20 protein-coding genes are annotated in these 16,305 nt (G+C 60.4%); 3 read left to right on the forward strand and 17 right to left on the reverse strand.

Annotated features, from left to right (window positions below):
* Positions 1 to 10: 10 nt before the first annotated feature.
* From spoIIIAD to aroQ, 6 genes are all read right to left on the reverse strand, one after another.
* A complete protein-coding gene (spoIIIAD, locus tag J3481_RS06330) occupies positions 11 to 397 on the reverse strand; it encodes a stage III sporulation protein AD (protein WP_206831014.1) in 387 nt (128 codons plus the stop codon).
* 9 nt (positions 398 to 406) lie between these two features.
* Positions 407 to 610: a stage III sporulation protein AC gene (gene spoIIIAC, locus J3481_RS06335; RefSeq protein ID WP_012811095.1), complete on the reverse strand. Its 204-nt coding sequence runs from the start codon at positions 608 to 610 to the stop codon at positions 407 to 409.
* Positions 611 to 659: 49 nt separating this feature from the next.
* A complete protein-coding gene (locus J3481_RS06340; protein WP_206831015.1) occupies positions 660 to 1,172 on the reverse strand; it encodes a stage III sporulation protein AB in 513 nt (170 codons plus the stop codon).
* A 6-nt stretch (positions 1,173 to 1,178) separates the two neighbouring features.
* Positions 1,179 to 2,177 (reverse strand): stage III sporulation protein AA, encoded by a 999-nt coding sequence (spoIIIAA, locus tag J3481_RS06345; RefSeq protein WP_206831016.1) that lies wholly within the window; start codon positions 2,175 to 2,177, stop codon positions 1,179 to 1,181.
* Between the two features lie 287 nt (positions 2,178 to 2,464).
* On the reverse strand, positions 2,465 to 3,022 hold the full coding sequence (efp, locus tag J3481_RS06350) for an elongation factor P (RefSeq protein ID WP_008339116.1): 558 nt from the start codon (positions 3,020 to 3,022) through the stop codon (positions 2,465 to 2,467).
* Positions 3,023 to 3,048: 26 nt separating this feature from the next.
* The gene (aroQ, locus tag J3481_RS06355; protein ID WP_206831017.1) at positions 3,049 to 3,489 is read right to left on the reverse strand and encodes a type II 3-dehydroquinate dehydratase; all 441 of its coding nucleotides are present in this window, start codon (positions 3,487 to 3,489) and stop codon (positions 3,049 to 3,051) included.
* Between the two features lie 103 nt (positions 3,490 to 3,592).
* On the opposite strand from aroQ, the gene J3481_RS06360 reads away from it, so the two are divergent.
* On the forward strand, positions 3,593 to 4,171 hold the full coding sequence (locus J3481_RS06360; RefSeq protein WP_206831018.1) for a histidine phosphatase family protein: 579 nt from the start codon (positions 3,593 to 3,595) through the stop codon (positions 4,169 to 4,171).
* Here the strand turns inward: J3481_RS06360 and gcvPB are convergent.
* From gcvPB to gcvT, 3 genes are read right to left on the reverse strand one after another with little or no spacing between them, the layout of a single operon-like run.
* On the reverse strand, positions 4,156 to 5,619 hold the full coding sequence (gene gcvPB, locus J3481_RS06365; protein WP_206831019.1) for an aminomethyl-transferring glycine dehydrogenase subunit GcvPB: 1,464 nt from the start codon (positions 5,617 to 5,619) through the stop codon (positions 4,156 to 4,158). The genes J3481_RS06360 and gcvPB overlap by 16 nt on opposite strands.
* On the reverse strand, positions 5,616 to 6,971 hold the full coding sequence (gene gcvPA / locus J3481_RS06370) for an aminomethyl-transferring glycine dehydrogenase subunit GcvPA (protein ID WP_268884313.1): 1,356 nt from the start codon (positions 6,969 to 6,971) through the stop codon (positions 5,616 to 5,618). The genes gcvPB and gcvPA overlap by 4 nt, the downstream gene beginning before the upstream one ends.
* Positions 6,972 to 6,978: 7 nt before the next feature.
* A complete protein-coding gene (gcvT, locus tag J3481_RS06375) occupies positions 6,979 to 8,082 on the reverse strand; it encodes a glycine cleavage system aminomethyltransferase GcvT (RefSeq protein WP_236011329.1) in 1,104 nt (367 codons plus the stop codon).
* An 84-nt stretch (positions 8,083 to 8,166) separates the two neighbouring features.
* Between gcvT and J3481_RS06380 the strand changes: the two genes are divergently transcribed.
* Positions 8,167 to 9,891 carry a DEAD/DEAH box helicase gene (locus tag J3481_RS06380; protein ID WP_236011301.1) on the forward strand — a complete coding sequence of 575 codons (1,725 nt, stop codon included), beginning with the start codon at positions 8,167 to 8,169 and terminating at the stop codon, positions 9,889 to 9,891.
* Positions 9,888 to 10,787, forward strand: a complete 900-nt coding sequence (locus J3481_RS06385; protein WP_206831022.1) for a YqhG family protein — start codon at positions 9,888 to 9,890, stop codon at positions 10,785 to 10,787. Before J3481_RS06380 ends, J3481_RS06385 begins: the two co-directional genes overlap by 4 nt.
* A 4-nt stretch (positions 10,788 to 10,791) precedes the next feature.
* Here J3481_RS06385 and zapE read toward each other — a convergent pair whose 3' ends face one another.
* The 8 genes from zapE to J3481_RS06425 all read right to left on the reverse strand — a co-directional run bounded on the left by zapE (position 10,792) and on the right by J3481_RS06425 (position 16,255).
* Entirely contained in the window at positions 10,792 to 11,712 is a 921-nt protein-coding gene (zapE, locus tag J3481_RS06390; protein WP_206831023.1) for an AFG1/ZapE family ATPase, read from the reverse strand.
* A gap of 15 nt (positions 11,713 to 11,727) precedes the next feature.
* Complete coding sequence (locus J3481_RS06395; protein WP_328702051.1) at positions 11,728 to 12,270, reverse strand: shikimate kinase; 543 nt, start codon at positions 12,268 to 12,270, stop codon at positions 11,728 to 11,730.
* 399 nt (positions 12,271 to 12,669) lie between these two features.
* Entirely contained in the window at positions 12,670 to 13,029 is a 360-nt protein-coding gene (locus J3481_RS06400) for a hypothetical protein (protein WP_236011302.1), read from the reverse strand.
* A gap of 49 nt (positions 13,030 to 13,078) precedes the next feature.
* On the reverse strand, positions 13,079 to 13,426 hold the full coding sequence (locus J3481_RS06405) for a hypothetical protein (RefSeq protein ID WP_236011304.1): 348 nt from the start codon (positions 13,424 to 13,426) through the stop codon (positions 13,079 to 13,081).
* Positions 13,414 to 13,890 (reverse strand): pilus assembly FimT family protein, encoded by a 477-nt coding sequence (locus J3481_RS06410; protein ID WP_236011305.1) that lies wholly within the window; start codon positions 13,888 to 13,890, stop codon positions 13,414 to 13,416. The genes J3481_RS06405 and J3481_RS06410 overlap by 13 nt, the downstream gene beginning before the upstream one ends.
* Before the next feature lies 1 nt (position 13,891).
* Positions 13,892 to 14,251, reverse strand: coding sequence for a type II secretion system protein (locus J3481_RS06415; RefSeq protein ID WP_206831026.1), 360 nt, complete (start codon positions 14,249 to 14,251; stop codon positions 13,892 to 13,894).
* A gap of 14 nt (positions 14,252 to 14,265) precedes the next feature.
* Positions 14,266 to 15,249: a type II secretion system F family protein gene (locus tag J3481_RS14660; RefSeq protein ID WP_206831027.1), complete on the reverse strand. Its 984-nt coding sequence runs from the start codon at positions 15,247 to 15,249 to the stop codon at positions 14,266 to 14,268.
* A 49-nt stretch (positions 15,250 to 15,298) separates the two neighbouring features.
* The gene (locus J3481_RS06425) at positions 15,299 to 16,255 is read right to left on the reverse strand and encodes a GspE/PulE family protein (protein ID WP_206831028.1); all 957 of its coding nucleotides are present in this window, start codon (positions 16,253 to 16,255) and stop codon (positions 15,299 to 15,301) included.
* Between the last annotated feature and the right edge of the window lie 50 nt (positions 16,256 to 16,305).

Below are 16,305 nucleotides of genomic sequence, written 5' to 3' on the forward strand. Positions count from 1 at the left end.
CCTCGCTCCTTCACGGAATCATGTGGACGATCACGTCGAGCACGTCCTTGAAGATGGGCAGCGCCAGGAGGACGATGCCGATCTTCCCGGCGAGCTCGATCCTCCCGCCAAGGGCGGATTCGCCGGCATCGCGGGCGATGTCGGCCGCAAATTCGACGACGTAGGCAATGCCGAGAATGCGGATCAGCGTCTGAAGGAACACCTGGTTCATCTTCGCCGCGGACGTCAACTGCTGAAAGGTATCGAGCGCGCCCGAGATGGATCGCACCAACAGAAGCAGAATGATCACGCCCGCGAACAAACTGACGAGCGTCGCAAAGGATGGCATCTGTTGGCGAAGAAGCGTCGCGAGAATCGTGGCCGTCAGCCCAATGCCAATGATCTGAACGATGTGCACGCCATTCACCTACTGCAGCAGGAACACGCTGGTAATTTCGTGATACAGGTGATCGACGTATCCAATCACGATCACGAACACGGCCACCAACCCAGCCAGCGTGGCCCAGTGCGCGAAGTCCTCTTTGCCGCTCTGTTTCAGCACGGTGTGAAAGATGGCCGCAATAAAGCCGACGGCGAAAATTCGAAACAGATCCCGAATCTCGGGCGACATCACGCATCCCCTCTTTTCGCGCACCTTTGCGCCGTGCATCGGCCGGGGCCTACAGGAGTAAAAGGACAATGAATGCGCCGGCGAGGGCCCCGAAGGACTGCCAGAGACGGGCCCCTCGCTCCGCCTCGTCCTGCGCCGCCTGAATGGCCAATTCCAGATCCGCGCGCGCCGCGAGAAATGGCTGCTGCAGGTGGTCGCGATCCGCGACCGCGATCGAGCGCAACAGGCGATAGAACGGCTCTGCGTCGCCGTCCTGCAGCGCCCCTCCTGACGTCGACGCGAGTGACACGCCCTCGACGGCGCGCCCAGGCCATTCGTCGGAGCGGCCCAGCGCGTCCGCCAGCGCCATCAGCCACGCCCCGCACCATCCTTCGAGCCTAGCGCCCACGGCCTTCAGCGCTTCCGGAATGGGCGCCGCGTGATATTCGACCTCGCTCTGCAGTTCCATCACCGCCTGCAACAACTGCCGTAAGGCCCTTGGACGATCCCGGTAACCCTGGGCCATTCGAAGCCCAATCAGCGTGCATGCGATCAACACCAGCGCGGCACCCGCGAGCTTCATCTCCCGTCATCGCCCTCCGCGGCCGAGCGGTTTCCCTTCGGCGTCGAGAACAGCCTCAATCGTGCCCGGGCCATGCCGGCGGCTCAGCACGATGTAGCGATCGAATGCGCGCGCGTCAAACAGCGGCTCCATGCCCGGCCTGCGCCGCCACGCCTCGAGCGAAGCCGCGTGCGCCGTGGCCACCACCGCCACCCCCGCCAGCGATGCCTCCAGCACGGCCTCCGCGTCCTCGACCCGGCCGATCTCGTCCGTCACCACCACGCGCGGAGACAGGCTGCGAATCGCCATCATCATGCCCTCCGCCTTCGGGCATCCGTCGAGCACGTCCACGCGGGGGCCGAGATCGAACTGGGGAATGCCGTCGACACTGCCGGCGATCTCGGAGCGCTCGTCGATCACGGCCACCTTCAAGCCGGCTTCACCGGGCGCGAAGTCGCCGTAACTGAACCGGCGCGCCACGTCTCGCACGAGGGTGGTCTTCCCGCATTGCGGCGGCGAGAGCACGAGCGACGAGAGCGGCCGATGCGAGCCGCGATCGTACACGTAAGGCAGAAGGGCCCTGGCGGCGCCTGGGTGATCGCGCGAAAGTCGAATATTGAGCGAGGTGACATGGCGGAAGGCGCGCACCCGACCGCTTTCCACCACGGCGCGTCCCGCGATACCCACTCGATGTCCACCGGGCAGGGTGACGAATCCCTGGCGCATGTCTTCTTCGACCGCATATCGAGAAAACTGCGTCAGGCGGTGCAACACATGGGACAACTCGCCGGCCGACACGCGCAACGAGCGGTCAGGGGACGTCGTCAGGCCGCCGTCTGGCGCCAAGAAGGTCGACCGCTGGCGCCAGCACAGTTCCAGCGGCTGTCCGACGCGAAGGCGAATTTCCTCAAGCTGTTCCAGCACGCCTTCGCCCAAGCTGGCAATGGCAAGCCCCATGTCCCGCGGCAACAAGTCGATTGCCTGCGCCAACGCGGAATTGGAAGGGCCCGATCGCGCCACCGACATGCCGTCCACCCCCTGCCTAGTCCATGTATATGGACGGGCGTGCGCCTGTATGCGAAGGGACGGTGAGCCGGAACCCCAAATGAGGTCACTGCATTGAATGAGGAGAAGAGCGGGGAGGGTCGATGGTGGATCTGTCCTTGATCGTCCGATGGATCGTGGTCTTTCTGGTGATTTTTTTGCTCCTCATGGTGCTCGTGTTCAGCCTGATGCGCAAAAAGGCGTGAAAAGGCCCGTGCGGAAGGCGACTCCCACCTGCCGCACGGGCCTTTTCCTCGTGAAGCCCGATGTCACGCGCGCGAAACGTATTCGCCCGAACGCGTGTCGATGATCACCTTGTCGCCCACGTTGATGAAGAACGGAACCTGGAGCGTGTAACCCGTCTCCACCGTCGCGGACTTGCTGCCGCCCGTGGCCGTATCGCCGCGGATCCCCGGCTCGGTGTCCGTCACCTCAAGCTCCACCGTATTGGGCAGATCGATGCCGATGATCTCGCCCTGGTACTGCACGACAAAGCAGTTCATGTTCTCCTTCAGGAAGTTCAGCTCGTACTCGAGCTGGGAACGAGGGATATTGATTTGCTCGTACGTCTCCGTATCCATGAACGTGTAGTTTTCGCCGTCGTTGTACAGGTACTGCATCTCGCGCGTTTCAATGCGGGCCCGCGGCACCTTCTCACCGGCGCGGAAGGTGGTCTCCCGAATCGCGCCCGTCTTCACATTCTTCAACTTCGTCCGCACGAACGCCGAGCCCTTGCCCGGTTTCACGTGCATGAACTCGATCACGCGCCAGACCGATCCATCGTATTCAATGGTCGTCCCGTTGCGAAAATCGTTGCTCGAAATCATGCGTCAAGCCCTCCAACCTTGTCATCTCACGGCTTCGGCTGGCAGAGAGCGAGCGTCGCCAACCGGTAGCCCTCGAGGCCAAGCCCCACGATCTGGCCCGTGACGACGTCACTCAGGACCAGTTGGTGCCGAAACGGCTCGCGGCGGTGCACATTCGAGATATGCACTTCGACCGTAGGCCGATCGATGTCTTCCAGACAATCGCGCAGCGCGTAGCTGTAATGCCCGAACGCGCCGGGATTGATGATGATGCCGTGCGCCCCGGGCCCGTACTGCTGCAGGAAGTCGATGAGCTCGCCTTCGTGGTTCGACTGTCGGTCGATCACGTCAAAGCCGAAGGGGGAGGCCGTGCTTCGAACCAACTCCACCACGTCCGCCAAGGTGCGCTGGCCGTACACTTCAGGCTTCCGGACACCCAACCGGTTCAAATTGGGGCCGTGCACGAGCAGAATGTAGCGATCCGCCACAGCATTCCCCCCCCTTGTCCCAACCGTTCCAGCCAGAAAACCGCTCCCATTGTAACACAGCTGCGCAAAGGCTTGCTATACTGGCTGTGAAGGAGGCCACAGGATGGAAATCTGGCTCGTTCGTCACGGAGAAACCGACTGGAACGTCGAAGGGCGCGTTCAGGGATGGACCGACGTGCCCCTCAACGAAGTCGGCAAGCGCCAGGCGGATCGTCTTGCCGCGTGGCTCAAGTCCGTGCACTTTGACCATATCTATTCAAGCGATCTCGGCCGCGCCCTGGAGACCGCAGAGCGAGTAAGCCGCACCACCGGGGCGCCTGTGACCGTGCGGCCGTGCCTGAGGGAACACTATTTCGGCCAAGCCGAAGGGTTGCTCCGCACCGAGAGTCTTCGGCGGTTTCCGAACGGCGCCCCAGACCGCGAGCCGCCCGAGCAAGCCACCGAACGGATTCTGAAGTGCTTACGGGAGATCGCGCGCCAGCACCCGCACGGCCGTGTGCTCGTCGCCACCCACGGAGGCGTCGTTCGCTCCGTCCTTCGCTTTATGGGCGTCGAATTTGCGACCATCGACAACACGAGCGTGACGCGCATCTCCGTCATCGGCGATACGTTCCATGCCCTCGGCGTCAACGAGACGCCGCATCTGGCAGACCTTCCCGCACTGCGTCAATCCAACGGATGACGCAGTCGCGGCTGCCTGGCCGCCTTGACCTCGTCGAGCCTGCCCACAATCGTCCGATGCGGAGCCGTGCGCACCACATCGGGTTCTTCTTCCGCCTCGCGCGCAATCTCGCGCATGATCTCGACAAACCGATCCAAGGTTTCCTTGCTCTCCGACTCGGTGGGCTCGATCATCAACCCTTCCTCCACGATGAGCGGGAAGTAAATGGTGGGAGGATGCACGCCGAAGTCGATGAGCCTTTTCGCCATATCGAGCGTGCGCACGCCAAGAGCCTTCTGCCGCTTCCCCGACAATACAAACTCGTGTTTACAGGGGCCCTCATACGGCGCCTCGAAGTACGGTTTCAGCTGTTGCAACAGATAGTTGGCATTGAGCACGGCCGCTTCCGAGACCTGCTTCAGTCCCTCGGCGCCAAGCGTGCGAATGTATGCGTACGCGCGCAACAACACGCCGAAATTGCCAAAGAAGCCCTTCACCTTGCCGATGGATTTCGGCCGATCCCAGTTCCACACATATTGCTCGCCGCGTTTCTCAAGGACAGGCGCAGGGAGATACGGCTCCAAGAACGCCTTCACGCCCACCGGTCCAGCCCCCGGCCCGCCGCCGCCATGCGGCGTGGAGAAGGTCTTGTGAAGGTTGAGGTGGACCACGTCAAAGCCCATGTCCCCCGGGCGCGCGTAGCCCAGGATGGCGTTCATGTTGGCACCGTCGTAATACAGGAGCCCGCCAGCCTCGTGCACCACCTGGGCGATCTCGACGATTTCGCTCTCGAACAGCCCGAGCGTATTCGGATTCGTCAACATGAGCGCAGCCGTGCGCTCGCTGACCACCTGGCGCAGCGCTTCCAGGTCCACGCGGCCGTCGGGCCGGGAGGGAATGGTCACCGCGCGAAGCCCCGCCATGCTCACGCTGGCCGGGTTGGTGCCGTGCGCAGAATCGGGAACGATCACCTGATCGCGGTCGATTTCGCCGCGATCGGCGTGGTACTTTCGAATCATCATGAGCCCGGTCCACTCGCCGTGCGCGCCCGCGGCCGGCTGCAGGCTCACCGCGTCCATCCCTGTGATGGCGGCGAGATGTTGTGCAAGCTCGTGCAATAAGGCGAGCGCCCCCTGCACGAGCTCCTCGGGCATCAGCGGATGGAGTCTCGCAAACCCGTCCAAGCGGGTCCAACGCTCATTCCGCTTCGGATTGTACTTCATCGTGCAGGAGCCCAGGGGATAGAAGCCACTGTCTACGCCGTGGTTCTTTTGCGAGAGTGCCGTGAAGTGTCGCACGACATCGACTTCGCTCACCTCGGGCAGGCGAGCCGGTTTTTCACGCAGATACGGCTCGATCTCGGCCATATCTGCCTCCGGCACATCCAATTCAGGCAACTCGTACGCCCGCCGTCCGGGCCGGCTCAGCTCGAAGATGAGAGGCTCCAGCCCTTCCCGCTGAATCGTCATTGCGAGAGCACCTCCTTGAGCGCCGCCACCGCTCCATCCATCTCCTCGCGAGTTCTCACTTCCGTCGCCGCGATCAAGAGTCCCCCGTCAAGCGCCGAATCGTCCTTTCCGAGGTCGTAGCCAAACAGGTATCCCCGTTCCAACATGGCGCGCTGAACCTCAGGAACGGAGCGAGGCACGCGGATCGCGAACTCGTTGAAAAACGGCGCGTCGACGAGCGGCTCCACGCCGGGAACGGTAAGCAAGCGAGATCGGAAGTAGTGAGCCTTGTGGTAGTTCTGTCGAGCCAACTCCTGCAGACCTTCCTTCCCCAGATACGAAAGGAAGACGGTCGCCGCAATGGCGCAGAGCGATTGGTTCGTGCAGATGTTCGACGTCGCCTTTTCCCGTCGAATATGCTGTTCCCGCGCCTGCAGGGTCAGCACATAACCTCGCCGTCCCTCGGCATCCGTGGTCTCGCCCACCAACCGCCCTGGAATTCGCCTCATCAGGAACTCCTGCACAGCCATCACGCCGAGATACGGGCCGCCGTACGAGAGACTGATGCCGAGCGGTTGGCCCTCCGCCACCACGATGTCCGCGCCCAATTTCCCTGGAGCTTCCAGAAGACCGAGTGCGATAGGATACGTCTGCACCACAAGCAGCGCTCCGCGCGCGTGGGCCATCTCGGCGATGGCGCGCACATCCTCGATAGCGCCGAAAAAGTTCGGGTACTGCACACAGACACACGCCGTGTCCTCATCCAAGGAAGCCGCCAACAATTCCATGTCGACACGGCCCTCGTGATGGCCTACCGTTTGCAACCGGATGGACTGACCGTTCGCGTAGGTCTCAAGCACCCTGCGTGCGTCCGGATGCAAGGTGGCCGATACCACCACCTTCTCGCGCCGTGTGTGTTGGCAAGCGACCAGCGCCGCCTCCGCCAGGGCAGTGACCCCGTCGTACATGCTCGCGTTTGCGATGTCCGTTCCCGTCAATTCCGCGATCATCGTCTGGTACTCGAAGATGGCCTGCAACAGCCCCTGACTCATCTCGGGCTGATACGGCGTGTACGACGTGTAGAACTCGGACCGCGAGATGATGGCGTCCACGACACTGGGCTGATAATGCTCGTAGGCCCCTGCCCCCAGGAAGGACACCAGCTGACCCAGGTGCGTATTCTTCGCCGCAAGGCCTTCCATGTGTTTGGCCAGTTCGAGCTCCGGCATCGGCCGGGGCAGATCGAGCTCGGACGCCAGACGAACAGAGGCCGGAATGTCCCGGAACAAGTCCTCCACGCTCCCGATGCCGAGAGCGCGCAGCATCTCCTCGCGATCCTCTTCTGTGTGAGGAAGATAGCCAAAACGCGACAACGAATCCTCACTCCTTCTTGGCGGATGCGGATGCGGCCTTCGGCCGTCGGTAAAAGGGAGTCGACACGGTCTTGGCAACGTGACGTTTGCCGCGGATTTCGACCTCAAGCGCTTCCCCCAACTTCGCCGCCGAAGCATCAACAAGTGCCAGTCCGATGGGCCGCTCAAGCGTTGGCGACAGCGTCCCCGAGGTGATCTCGCCAACCCTTTGCCCTTCCCGGAACACCGGATATCCCGTGCGAGGAATGGCGCGATCGCCCATCAAGAGTCCCACGAGGCTGCGCGGAGGCCCAGCTTTCGCCTGCGCGGCGAGCGCTTCGCGCCCGATAAACTCCCCCTTGTCCAACTTGACAAACGGTACGAGACCCGCTTCGAGCGGCGTGATATCCCGGCGAAGCTCCTGCCCGTACAGGGGCAGACACGCCTCCAAGCGCAGGGTATCCCGGGCCCCGAGGCCGCAAGGGGTGACGCCCAATGATTGAAGCGCCTCAAACAGCCTGCAGGCCGTCTCCCCATCTGTGTACAGCTCGAATCCGTCCTCGCCCGTGTATCCCGTGCGGGAGACCATGATCTCTCCCGTGTGAAAACGAGCGCTCGTAAACGAAAAGGGACGCAAAAATTGGACCTCAAGCCCTAGCTTTTCAAGGTATTCGGCCGAGCGAGGTCCCTGCACGGCGAGGAGCGCCACCTCGTCCGAGCGATCCGCCAACATCACCTTCGCCGACTGTCGATGATCTTGGAGCCAGGCAAGATCGGCCTCTCGATTCGCAGCGTTCACAACCAGCCAGTAACGCTCGCTGTCCAACTGATAGACCAGCAGATCGTCGAGCGTACCGCCGCGCTCGTCCGTCATCAGCGTGTAGAGCGCCCTGCCCGGCCGGAGCCGACCCAGGTCGTTCGTCAGCACGTGCTGCAAAAATGTGAAGCTGTCCGGCCCCGATACCTCGATCTCGCCCATGTGGGATACGTCGAACATTCCCACGCTTGTTCGCACGGCGCGGTGCTCGTCCAAAATGCTCGAATATTGGACTGGCATCTCCCATCCGTGAAACTCCACCATGCGGGCCCCAGCGCGCAGGTGGAGATCGAAGAGCGGCGTTCGCTTCGCCAACATGGCCACCGTCCTTGCGCGCAAGAATCGATATCACCTGTCACATACTACATGACGACGACGAGCAGAACAAGACGAGGAGGGATGTGCGTGCGCGAACTCGCCGATGAGACCATCCGCACCGGAGAGCGCCCCTGGTCATTTTCCGTGCGCGGGTTGGACGTGGAATCCGAGCTCGAGGCGCTCCTGCACATGGGCCGGGAAAGCCGCGATGCGGATTGGGAATTGTTCCGTCTCGCGGCCATCGCCCATCACGCGTGGATGTCGCCGTCCTTCGATCAGCTGCTCGCGCTGGAACACGTCCAGTTCACGCCTCTTCCTCATCAGGTGGAGACGGCCCTGCGCGTCGTACGCGATCTGCGCGGAAGAGCCATCCTTGCGGACGAGGTCGGCCTGGGCAAAACCATCGAGGCAGGACTCGTGCTCAAGGAATACCTCGTGCGCGGACTCGTGCGAAAAGCCCTCGTGCTTGTGCCCGCGTCCCTCGTCTCGCAGTGGACGAAGGAATTGAATCAAAAGTTTCGGATTCAGGCCATCCCCCAACGCGACGAGTGGACATGGACGACGGACGGGGTCATCGTGGCCTCCATCGACACCGCCAAGCGTCCCCCTCATGCCGATCTCGTCCGCGATCAGTGGTGGGACATGGTGATTGTCGACGAAGCCCACAAGCTGAAAAACCCAAGGACGAAGAACTGGCAGATACTGAATCAACTTCAGCACAAATACATGTTGCTTCTCACAGCAACGCCTGTCCAGAATCAGCTGAAGGAACTCCACACGTTGATCACCCTGCTCAAACCCGGACAACTCGGCAACCCCGCAGAGTTCGCCGAGCGATTCGTCGCCAATCCGAGAACACCCAAAGATCCCGCCGCATTGCGCCAGACCATCAGCCGCGTGATGATCCGGAATCGCCGTGAAGACGGAGCGCTCGAATTGCCCAAGCGACACGTTCGCATCGTTCCTGTGGAACTCACCCCGGAAGAACGCGCCTTCTACGATGCTGTTCAGGCGTTCTTACGCAGCGAGTTTGAGCGCTCCCGGATGGCCCGAACATCGATTCTCCCACTCATCACGTTGCAGCGGGAGATCTGCAGCTCAGCGTACGCCGCGCTTCTCTCGCTGGAAAAGATGCTGAAAAAAACGACCGACCCCGATCGCGCCCGGCGACTTCAGTCGCTCATCGAACAAGGAGCTTCCATTCCTTCGTACGCCAAGGTGGAGTCCGTGCTCAAGATGTTGGACGACGCACCGGACAAAATCATCATCTTTACAGAGTACCGCGCCTCCCAGGATTTCCTCATGTACACACTGAAACGCCGCAGTATCAGTGCCGTGCCGTTTCGCGGTGGTTTCCGCCGCGGCAAGAAGGACTGGATGCGCGAGCTGTTTTCGAAGAAAATCCGCGTGCTTGTCGCCACCGAATCTGGAGGAGAAGGAATCAACCTTCAATTTTGCCATCACATGATCAACTACGACCTTCCATGGAACCCGATGCGGCTTGAACAGCGCATCGGTCGAATCCATCGGCTCGGTCAAACCGAAGCGTGCCATATCGCTCATCTCGTGACGAAGGACACCATCGAGGAACATATTATGGAAGTGTTGCAGGACAAAGTCCGCATGTTCGAAGCCGTGATCGGGCGGCTTGATGATATCGTGAGCGACATCCGACTGGACCTGTGGGAACGGCGCATATTTGAGGCGGCGATGACCAGCCGGGATGAACGAGAATTTGTGAACCGCCTGAAGTCCGTGCAGATGGAAGACCTCATGCTGCAAAAGGGAGGTAGGCATCCCCGTTGAACGAACAAAGCCGAGCACCGTTAAGGACAGCCGAAGAGAGACTGGCGTTTTGCGACCGTTACTTCGCGTCCGTCGGAGCCCGCACGCTCGTCGCGAGATCCATGTACCGGGAGTACGAAGTCCCTATCGACGTCGACAAAGAGTTGATTGAGCGCCCATTTTACTGGATGTGGGTCGAAGCCTCCCGACAACCCGTCGAACCCACGGTTCTTCGCCTCGCGTTCGACGATGCGGCACTCTCCCGCGAGGAAGCGCGGCTCAACGCCGAACTGCCCGCCGTGGGAATTCCCGGATTTGCCAAACGGCGCATCGAACGAATCGACTTTGGCAGCCACCTGTTCGACCGCATTCTGGCAAGTGCGGCGCAGCGAGGCCGCGCGGTCTGCGTGCGAGAAGGCGGCGAGGGCAGCGAACTGGTGCCATGGCTGATGGTCAACGGGATTGTTTCTTACTCTGCCGACATCAACCGTGAAGAGTGGTTTTCCTATGCCGTTTGTCTGGAAAATCTCCAAATCGTCGACCGCTTCTACGAACGCATTCGGCACCGGGACCTGTCGGGTGCTCGTGCATCCGAAATCCTGAATCACGGCCGACACACGCTTCGCGAAGCGTGGATCACGCTTCAAGAAGCGCTCAGAAACCACGTTGCAGCGCAAGACGATCGATGGGCTGAAGAAGCGATGATTCGGCTCCGCGACGATCTCGCCCAGTTATCCGCCTACTACGAGAGCTTGTTGGACGATCTCTCGGAAGAAGAGCGCGCATCCCTTGTGCAAGAGAGAGAGCGCAAGCAGGCTGCCCTCATCGAGAAGAGTACCCCTCGGGTGGTATGTCACATCCACCAGACGGCGTTGGTAGGCCTTCGACTTCAACGAGGCCGCCTGGCAGGCACGTGATGCGTCAAAGCAAGGTTCGCAGATTGCGCTGCCGGGCGTCAGGCCCGTCCATTTTCACCAGAATGCACATGCTCATGACGCGGGAACGGAGTGGGGCGACGGTTTCGAGCAGATCCTCACCCCCGCGCCGATATGCGTCAGGAGGACTGAAGTTGCTGGTAAACCAGGTCGACAGCTTGTGATGAAACCGGTAATTGATGATGCGAAAGAGCTTCTCCATGCTGAACTCGTTCGCGCGCTCTTGCGCAAATTCGTCGATCCCAAGCACCGGAACCGTGGACAACGTCTCGAGAAACGGTTCGAGGTCCTCGCCAGCCGCAATCACGTGGCGCATGTGGTCAAACAGCGAATCCGAGCGAACCACGAGCGATGGCACGCCGCGCCGCTGCAACTCGCGAAACACGGCAAACATCAGATGCGTCTTTCCTACGCCGGGAGGCCCGAACAAGTAGAGCCCTGCTCTAGGGGCGTCGTCAGGGTTCCAAGTTCGGGCGAATTCCTGGGCGTAGCGAACAACCTTGGGATACTTTCGAGCCTGTTCCTCGGGGAAATTTTCAAAGCGAAATTCGTCCCCGATTTCCGTGACGCCCGCCAGATGAGCGTACTTCCGGACGCGCTCCTTGATGACATACTCCTTGAACGGCGTACAACGGCGGACGCTTGTCGACAAGCCACGGGGGCTCACTTCAAGCACCTGTTCAAATCCGCGCATATCGCCCGGCTTAGCGCAGCGCTCGAAGCCCGTGCAGCGATCGCACATGCGCTTTTGGCGCAGATACTCGTAGAGCAAAGCCCTGTGGCGCAGAATCGTCTCTTCCGACAGCGATGCTTCCGCGAGCTCGGGAATCTCCTGAAGGAAGAACGAAACATCGTAGCGCTCGGCCGACGCTTTCGAATGCGGGAGAATTCCTCCGATGTGTTGCACGCAGCTCTCGCCCCTTCAGGTCGAATTCAGGCCACAGGCGATTTCTTCAGCAATGGTTTCGGGCGACTTTCCATCCACATCGACAATCTGTGACGCAACTTCATCGTAAAAGGCGCTGCGCTCGCTCATGAGCGAACGAATCCGCTCTTCAAGGGGATGCCCTCGCAACAGAGGTCGATGTTCAGCCTCTTCACGAAGCCGGGCGGCGATCGTTTGCGGCCGCGCCCGTAGGTAGACGGCATGAAACGCGCCTCGCAAAAGGCGCCGGTTTTCTTGCGCGATCACGACGCCTCCTCCCGGGGCCACAACGATCTCAGACAATTGGGCGCATCTTGCCAAGCATTCCGCCTCCATAACGCGAAAAGCTTGTTCACCATCCTGCTCAAAGATCTCGGGAATGGTTCTCCCCGCTGTCCTTTGAATGTCCAAGTCGAGATCGATAAACTCGTAGCCCAAAAGACCCGCAAGGACCGGACCCACGGTCGACTTCCCGCACCCCATGAAACCTATCAAAGCCACTCGCAAGTCTCGCATCACTCCATCACGACCGAGGTCCATTGTCTTGCCACGATGTCACACCGTGCACACTCGTGTCATACACAAAGGACATTGTATCCGACACCGTACCTGCTGTCACTCGGATCGCAACCGTCACTTGTTTGCCCGAGATCGAACTCGTGAGAGAAACAGGGTGGCCAGCGAGATGAGTTTGGTAGAACGCAGGGGGCCGCCCGCCTTGTCCCAAGACATCTTCCGCCGCTCGAGCCACCGAAAAGGCGATCGTCCGGCATTGAAGAAAGGCCAAGTTGCGCAATTCTGAACGCAGCGCGAGTGAACCAGTCGCCATTGTGGCGAGAGCGATGAGCACAAGCCCTGAAGTACAGGCTAAGACGTACCACAAGGCGAAGCCGGCTTCCCTTCGAAGCGCCGGATCGTACCTCTCGTACCTCATCATGCTCAGCCCCCGTTTCCCACGTCCCAGGATAGGGTTTGACCGTCCATCGTCTGTACCCCAACCGTGATGACCCACCCGCTCGAAAGAGACCTGACCGATGTGGAAAAGGACTGCACGCCCGTCGCAACGACGGTCGTGCCGCCTCCCACTTTGACACGGACCAGCTGATGATTCGAATTGAGATAGTAGGTGTAAATGGCACCACTCAACTCCCGAAGCACAAGGCTCCCTCCGGATAGGCTCGCGCTGCTTGCTCCGTGCGCATCTTCAACCGTCACGCGGCGCACGCTGTCGAGGATGGCCCAGTCCTCCACGATCCGACTGACACGGTTGACCCCGCGGAGTGCCGCGACGGTCGCCATGCAACAGACGAGAACTACGAGAGAGGCTACAGCTAAGGAGACGAGCGTTTCAAGAAGCGAAAATCCCCGTGCCACACTTTGGGATGATGATCGACTGCACAGGCTGACCCGCAGCTTGGAGCGCGACCGATTGATCTTGACAAGCCGCGGATTGTGAGTCAGGCCCTTGCGTGAGGTGGACCTCGAACAGTCGTCCCGCTTCCTGGACGGTTTGTGGAATGGCAACGCCATGGGTGACATCCTCCACCACGCGTAGTTCGGCGGCCTCGACCTCCTGCATCCAAGCGGTCTTTGCGAGGACAAGATACGCATGCGTCTGAGACAGCCAAATGGCCGGGATGAGCATGATCAAGAGCAAGACGGAAAACAGATTCTCCCACAAAGTCACGCGATCCATCCCCCTGTCTGCCATCCTGCGCCCATGTACAGGCGAAGGTCGTCCTCATGCACGCCGTCGGTCAAACGGATCACGCCCGCCACTTGGGCGTTCCCGAGGTTATCGTAGGAAATCACGTGCACGGGCAACGAAAGGTACCCGTCGACATAGTTGACGCCGATCGCGAACGCATCGGATTCGAGGGTCTGAGTGCCCTGGATCAGCCGATAGCCCGTATCATAGGGATCTAGCCATACCTCCGCGTACGTGTCACTCGTGGCCGCAAGATTCTGCATTTCTCGCATCTGCGCCAACAGATTCAAGGCAGTGGCTCGCAATGCCATGCCACGCTCCAGGGCAACGAGAGGGACGATGAGCAGCGCCATGGAAACGGACGTGATCGCAACAACCATCATCGTCTCGAGCAGGGAAAATCCCTCTTGACACATAGAAGCGTGCTGTGACCGGCGTACCTCTACACGCATGTCACACGCCTCCGGGAGACAGGCACGTAACGGAGATGTTGTTCGCGTCTGTATCTTGAATCGCGTAATTGCCGGACAAAGCGTCGTTGGAGAGCAATCCATCGGACACGAGGGCCTGAAGCTGCTGAACCGAGTTGCCCGTTGGCAACTGTCCATGGATCAACTGATACTCGGCCAGAGCCGCCGAAATCGTGCGCACATTGCCCGCACAGGCGGTATTTTGGGCTCTTCCAGATGCCCGCAGCAGTTGCGGCGTGATCATGACGATCAGAATGCCCATGATCACGACAGCGATCATGATTTCAAGTAGGCTAAACCCTGACTTTTTAGCGTTTTGGGACCGAACACGCGCCACTTCCATACACCTCCACGCTTTCAGGACAAGCGAGCAATCGCCTGGTATAGGGGTGCCATAAGGCTGTACACCAACACGCCGACCATGGTGCCCATGATGCAGACAGCCACGGGTTCGGCCATTTGCACCATCGCCTCCAATCGATGCGCAATGTCGAGCTGCATGATGCGCTGTCCTTCCCGAAGGCAGTCCGCGACTTCACCGGTGATCTCACCGACTTCGATGAGCGTAAGAAACAGAGGATCAAACGCGCGCCTTTCAGCAGCGAAAGCGCGATGAAGGGACGTCCCCTGCCTAAGCTCTTCATGTACCCGGTGCATGGGGCGAGCAAGCGCTCCCTCTCGCTCCGCAATCCACGCGACCGCTTCCCATGCTCCGATGCCCGCCTCCAGTTGGGACGCCAACTGATCGGCCAGCCGTTCCGTGCGAATTCTACGGAGCAGTCGTTCGAACGGAGGTCGAATCGGCGCGCCTGGCCAGCGCTTCTTCACAAGATGGGATAGCGGGACGGCCGCCAGGGAAGCAGATAGAATGAACAGGCAAGCGCCCGCGATGATCACGGGATTGACAGGTTGATCCGAGGCGGCTCGTCCGGGAGTCAAGCGAGACAATTGATGGATGGTCGGCAAGACAGAGACGACCATAAACGCAAACATTCCGTACGTTCCGCACAGCAAGATCAACGGATATGTCATTTGCTTCAAGAGAGCTTGGCGCCACCGAACGCGATCGAGCATCCGTTGTCCAACGCGGTCCATTCCATCGACGAAGCTGCCCGCGCGCTCAGCGGACTCAAGGGTGAGCCAATCTAACTCTCGAATCCATCCTGAAAAGGCCTGCGCAAGGGGTTGTCCATGTTCGACTTGTACTTCGACAGCTCGAGACAGAACCTCAGTGATTCGGCTCCCGCCAGAACGAAGAGCTGACGTCGCGAGACGAACGTCGACGCCTGAGCGGAGCATGCGCGAAAATTCCATCATCCATAAGGCAATTTCGCGCTCCATGCGGGGGAGTCGAGATAACCGGGCGATCAACGCCCGGCGCCATCGAAGTCTAGTGCGCCGACGCAATGCGGCTTCCCGCCTTTGTCTTCCGAGTCACGCGGGCCGAAACGCTCTGTGACGGTCGTTCAGAGTGAATCAACCGATCTGCGCCGACCGCACGATAGGTTCGTTGTCCCTCATTCCCAGGCTCGACAAACAGCACCCCGCTCAGGACTTCTTCGAGCATCGACATGGGTACACCCAGATCAACAAAGCGAGTTGGGACTCCCATCGGCTTGCGCGCGTGCACCGTGGCAATGACCAGTCGTCCCGTCATGGCGGCGCGACAGGCCGCGGATGCCGAGGCGTGATCACGCACCTCACCGATGAAAATCACGTCGGGATCCTGACGAACCATGGCGCGAAGCGCTACATCAAAGGTGAGTCCGTGCTTTTCCTGGATTTCAATCTGCCGACATCCAGCCAAGCGAACCTCGACAGGGTCTTCGATGGTGAACACCGTCCGGCCCTGTCGAAGAAGGTGATCGAGCATGGCGTAGGCAGCGGTGGACTTTCCGGCACCTGTTCGGCCCGCGAGCGCGATTAACCCGCTTTCTTGCTGCAACCACTCCCGCATCCTCGACATCGATGGTCCGACAAGCCCCAGATCCTCCAGCAGGTGACTTGCGACTCCTGAATGAAACAGTCTTAGCACGAGCGACTCGCCGCCGAAAATCGGCACGCAAGATGCTCGAATGTGCGCCGCTCGGCCGTCGGCCATCCACTCGAAACTGCCTTCTTGAGGTAGGTGCCGAACCGTCACGTCCATACGCCCCAACGCCTTCATACGGCGCACCGTTTCTTCGCCGTGTGCGATGCCCGTCATAAAGGGCACCATACTGCCCCGGACACGAAACGAAACGTGCAATTGACGATTCACGAGGTGCAGATGCACGTCGCTCGCGCCCGTGCGGATGGCGGAGGTGAGAATGGCATCCACGACTTGGGCAGTGACAAATCGGTCCATCGACCATCACGCTCCCTTCGCCTCGAAAATTCGAGAAGGGAACGCGATAT

Source organism: Alicyclobacillus fructus (assembly GCF_017329605.1).
Classification (GTDB): Bacteria; Bacillota; Bacilli; order Alicyclobacillales; family Alicyclobacillaceae; genus Alicyclobacillus; species Alicyclobacillus fructus.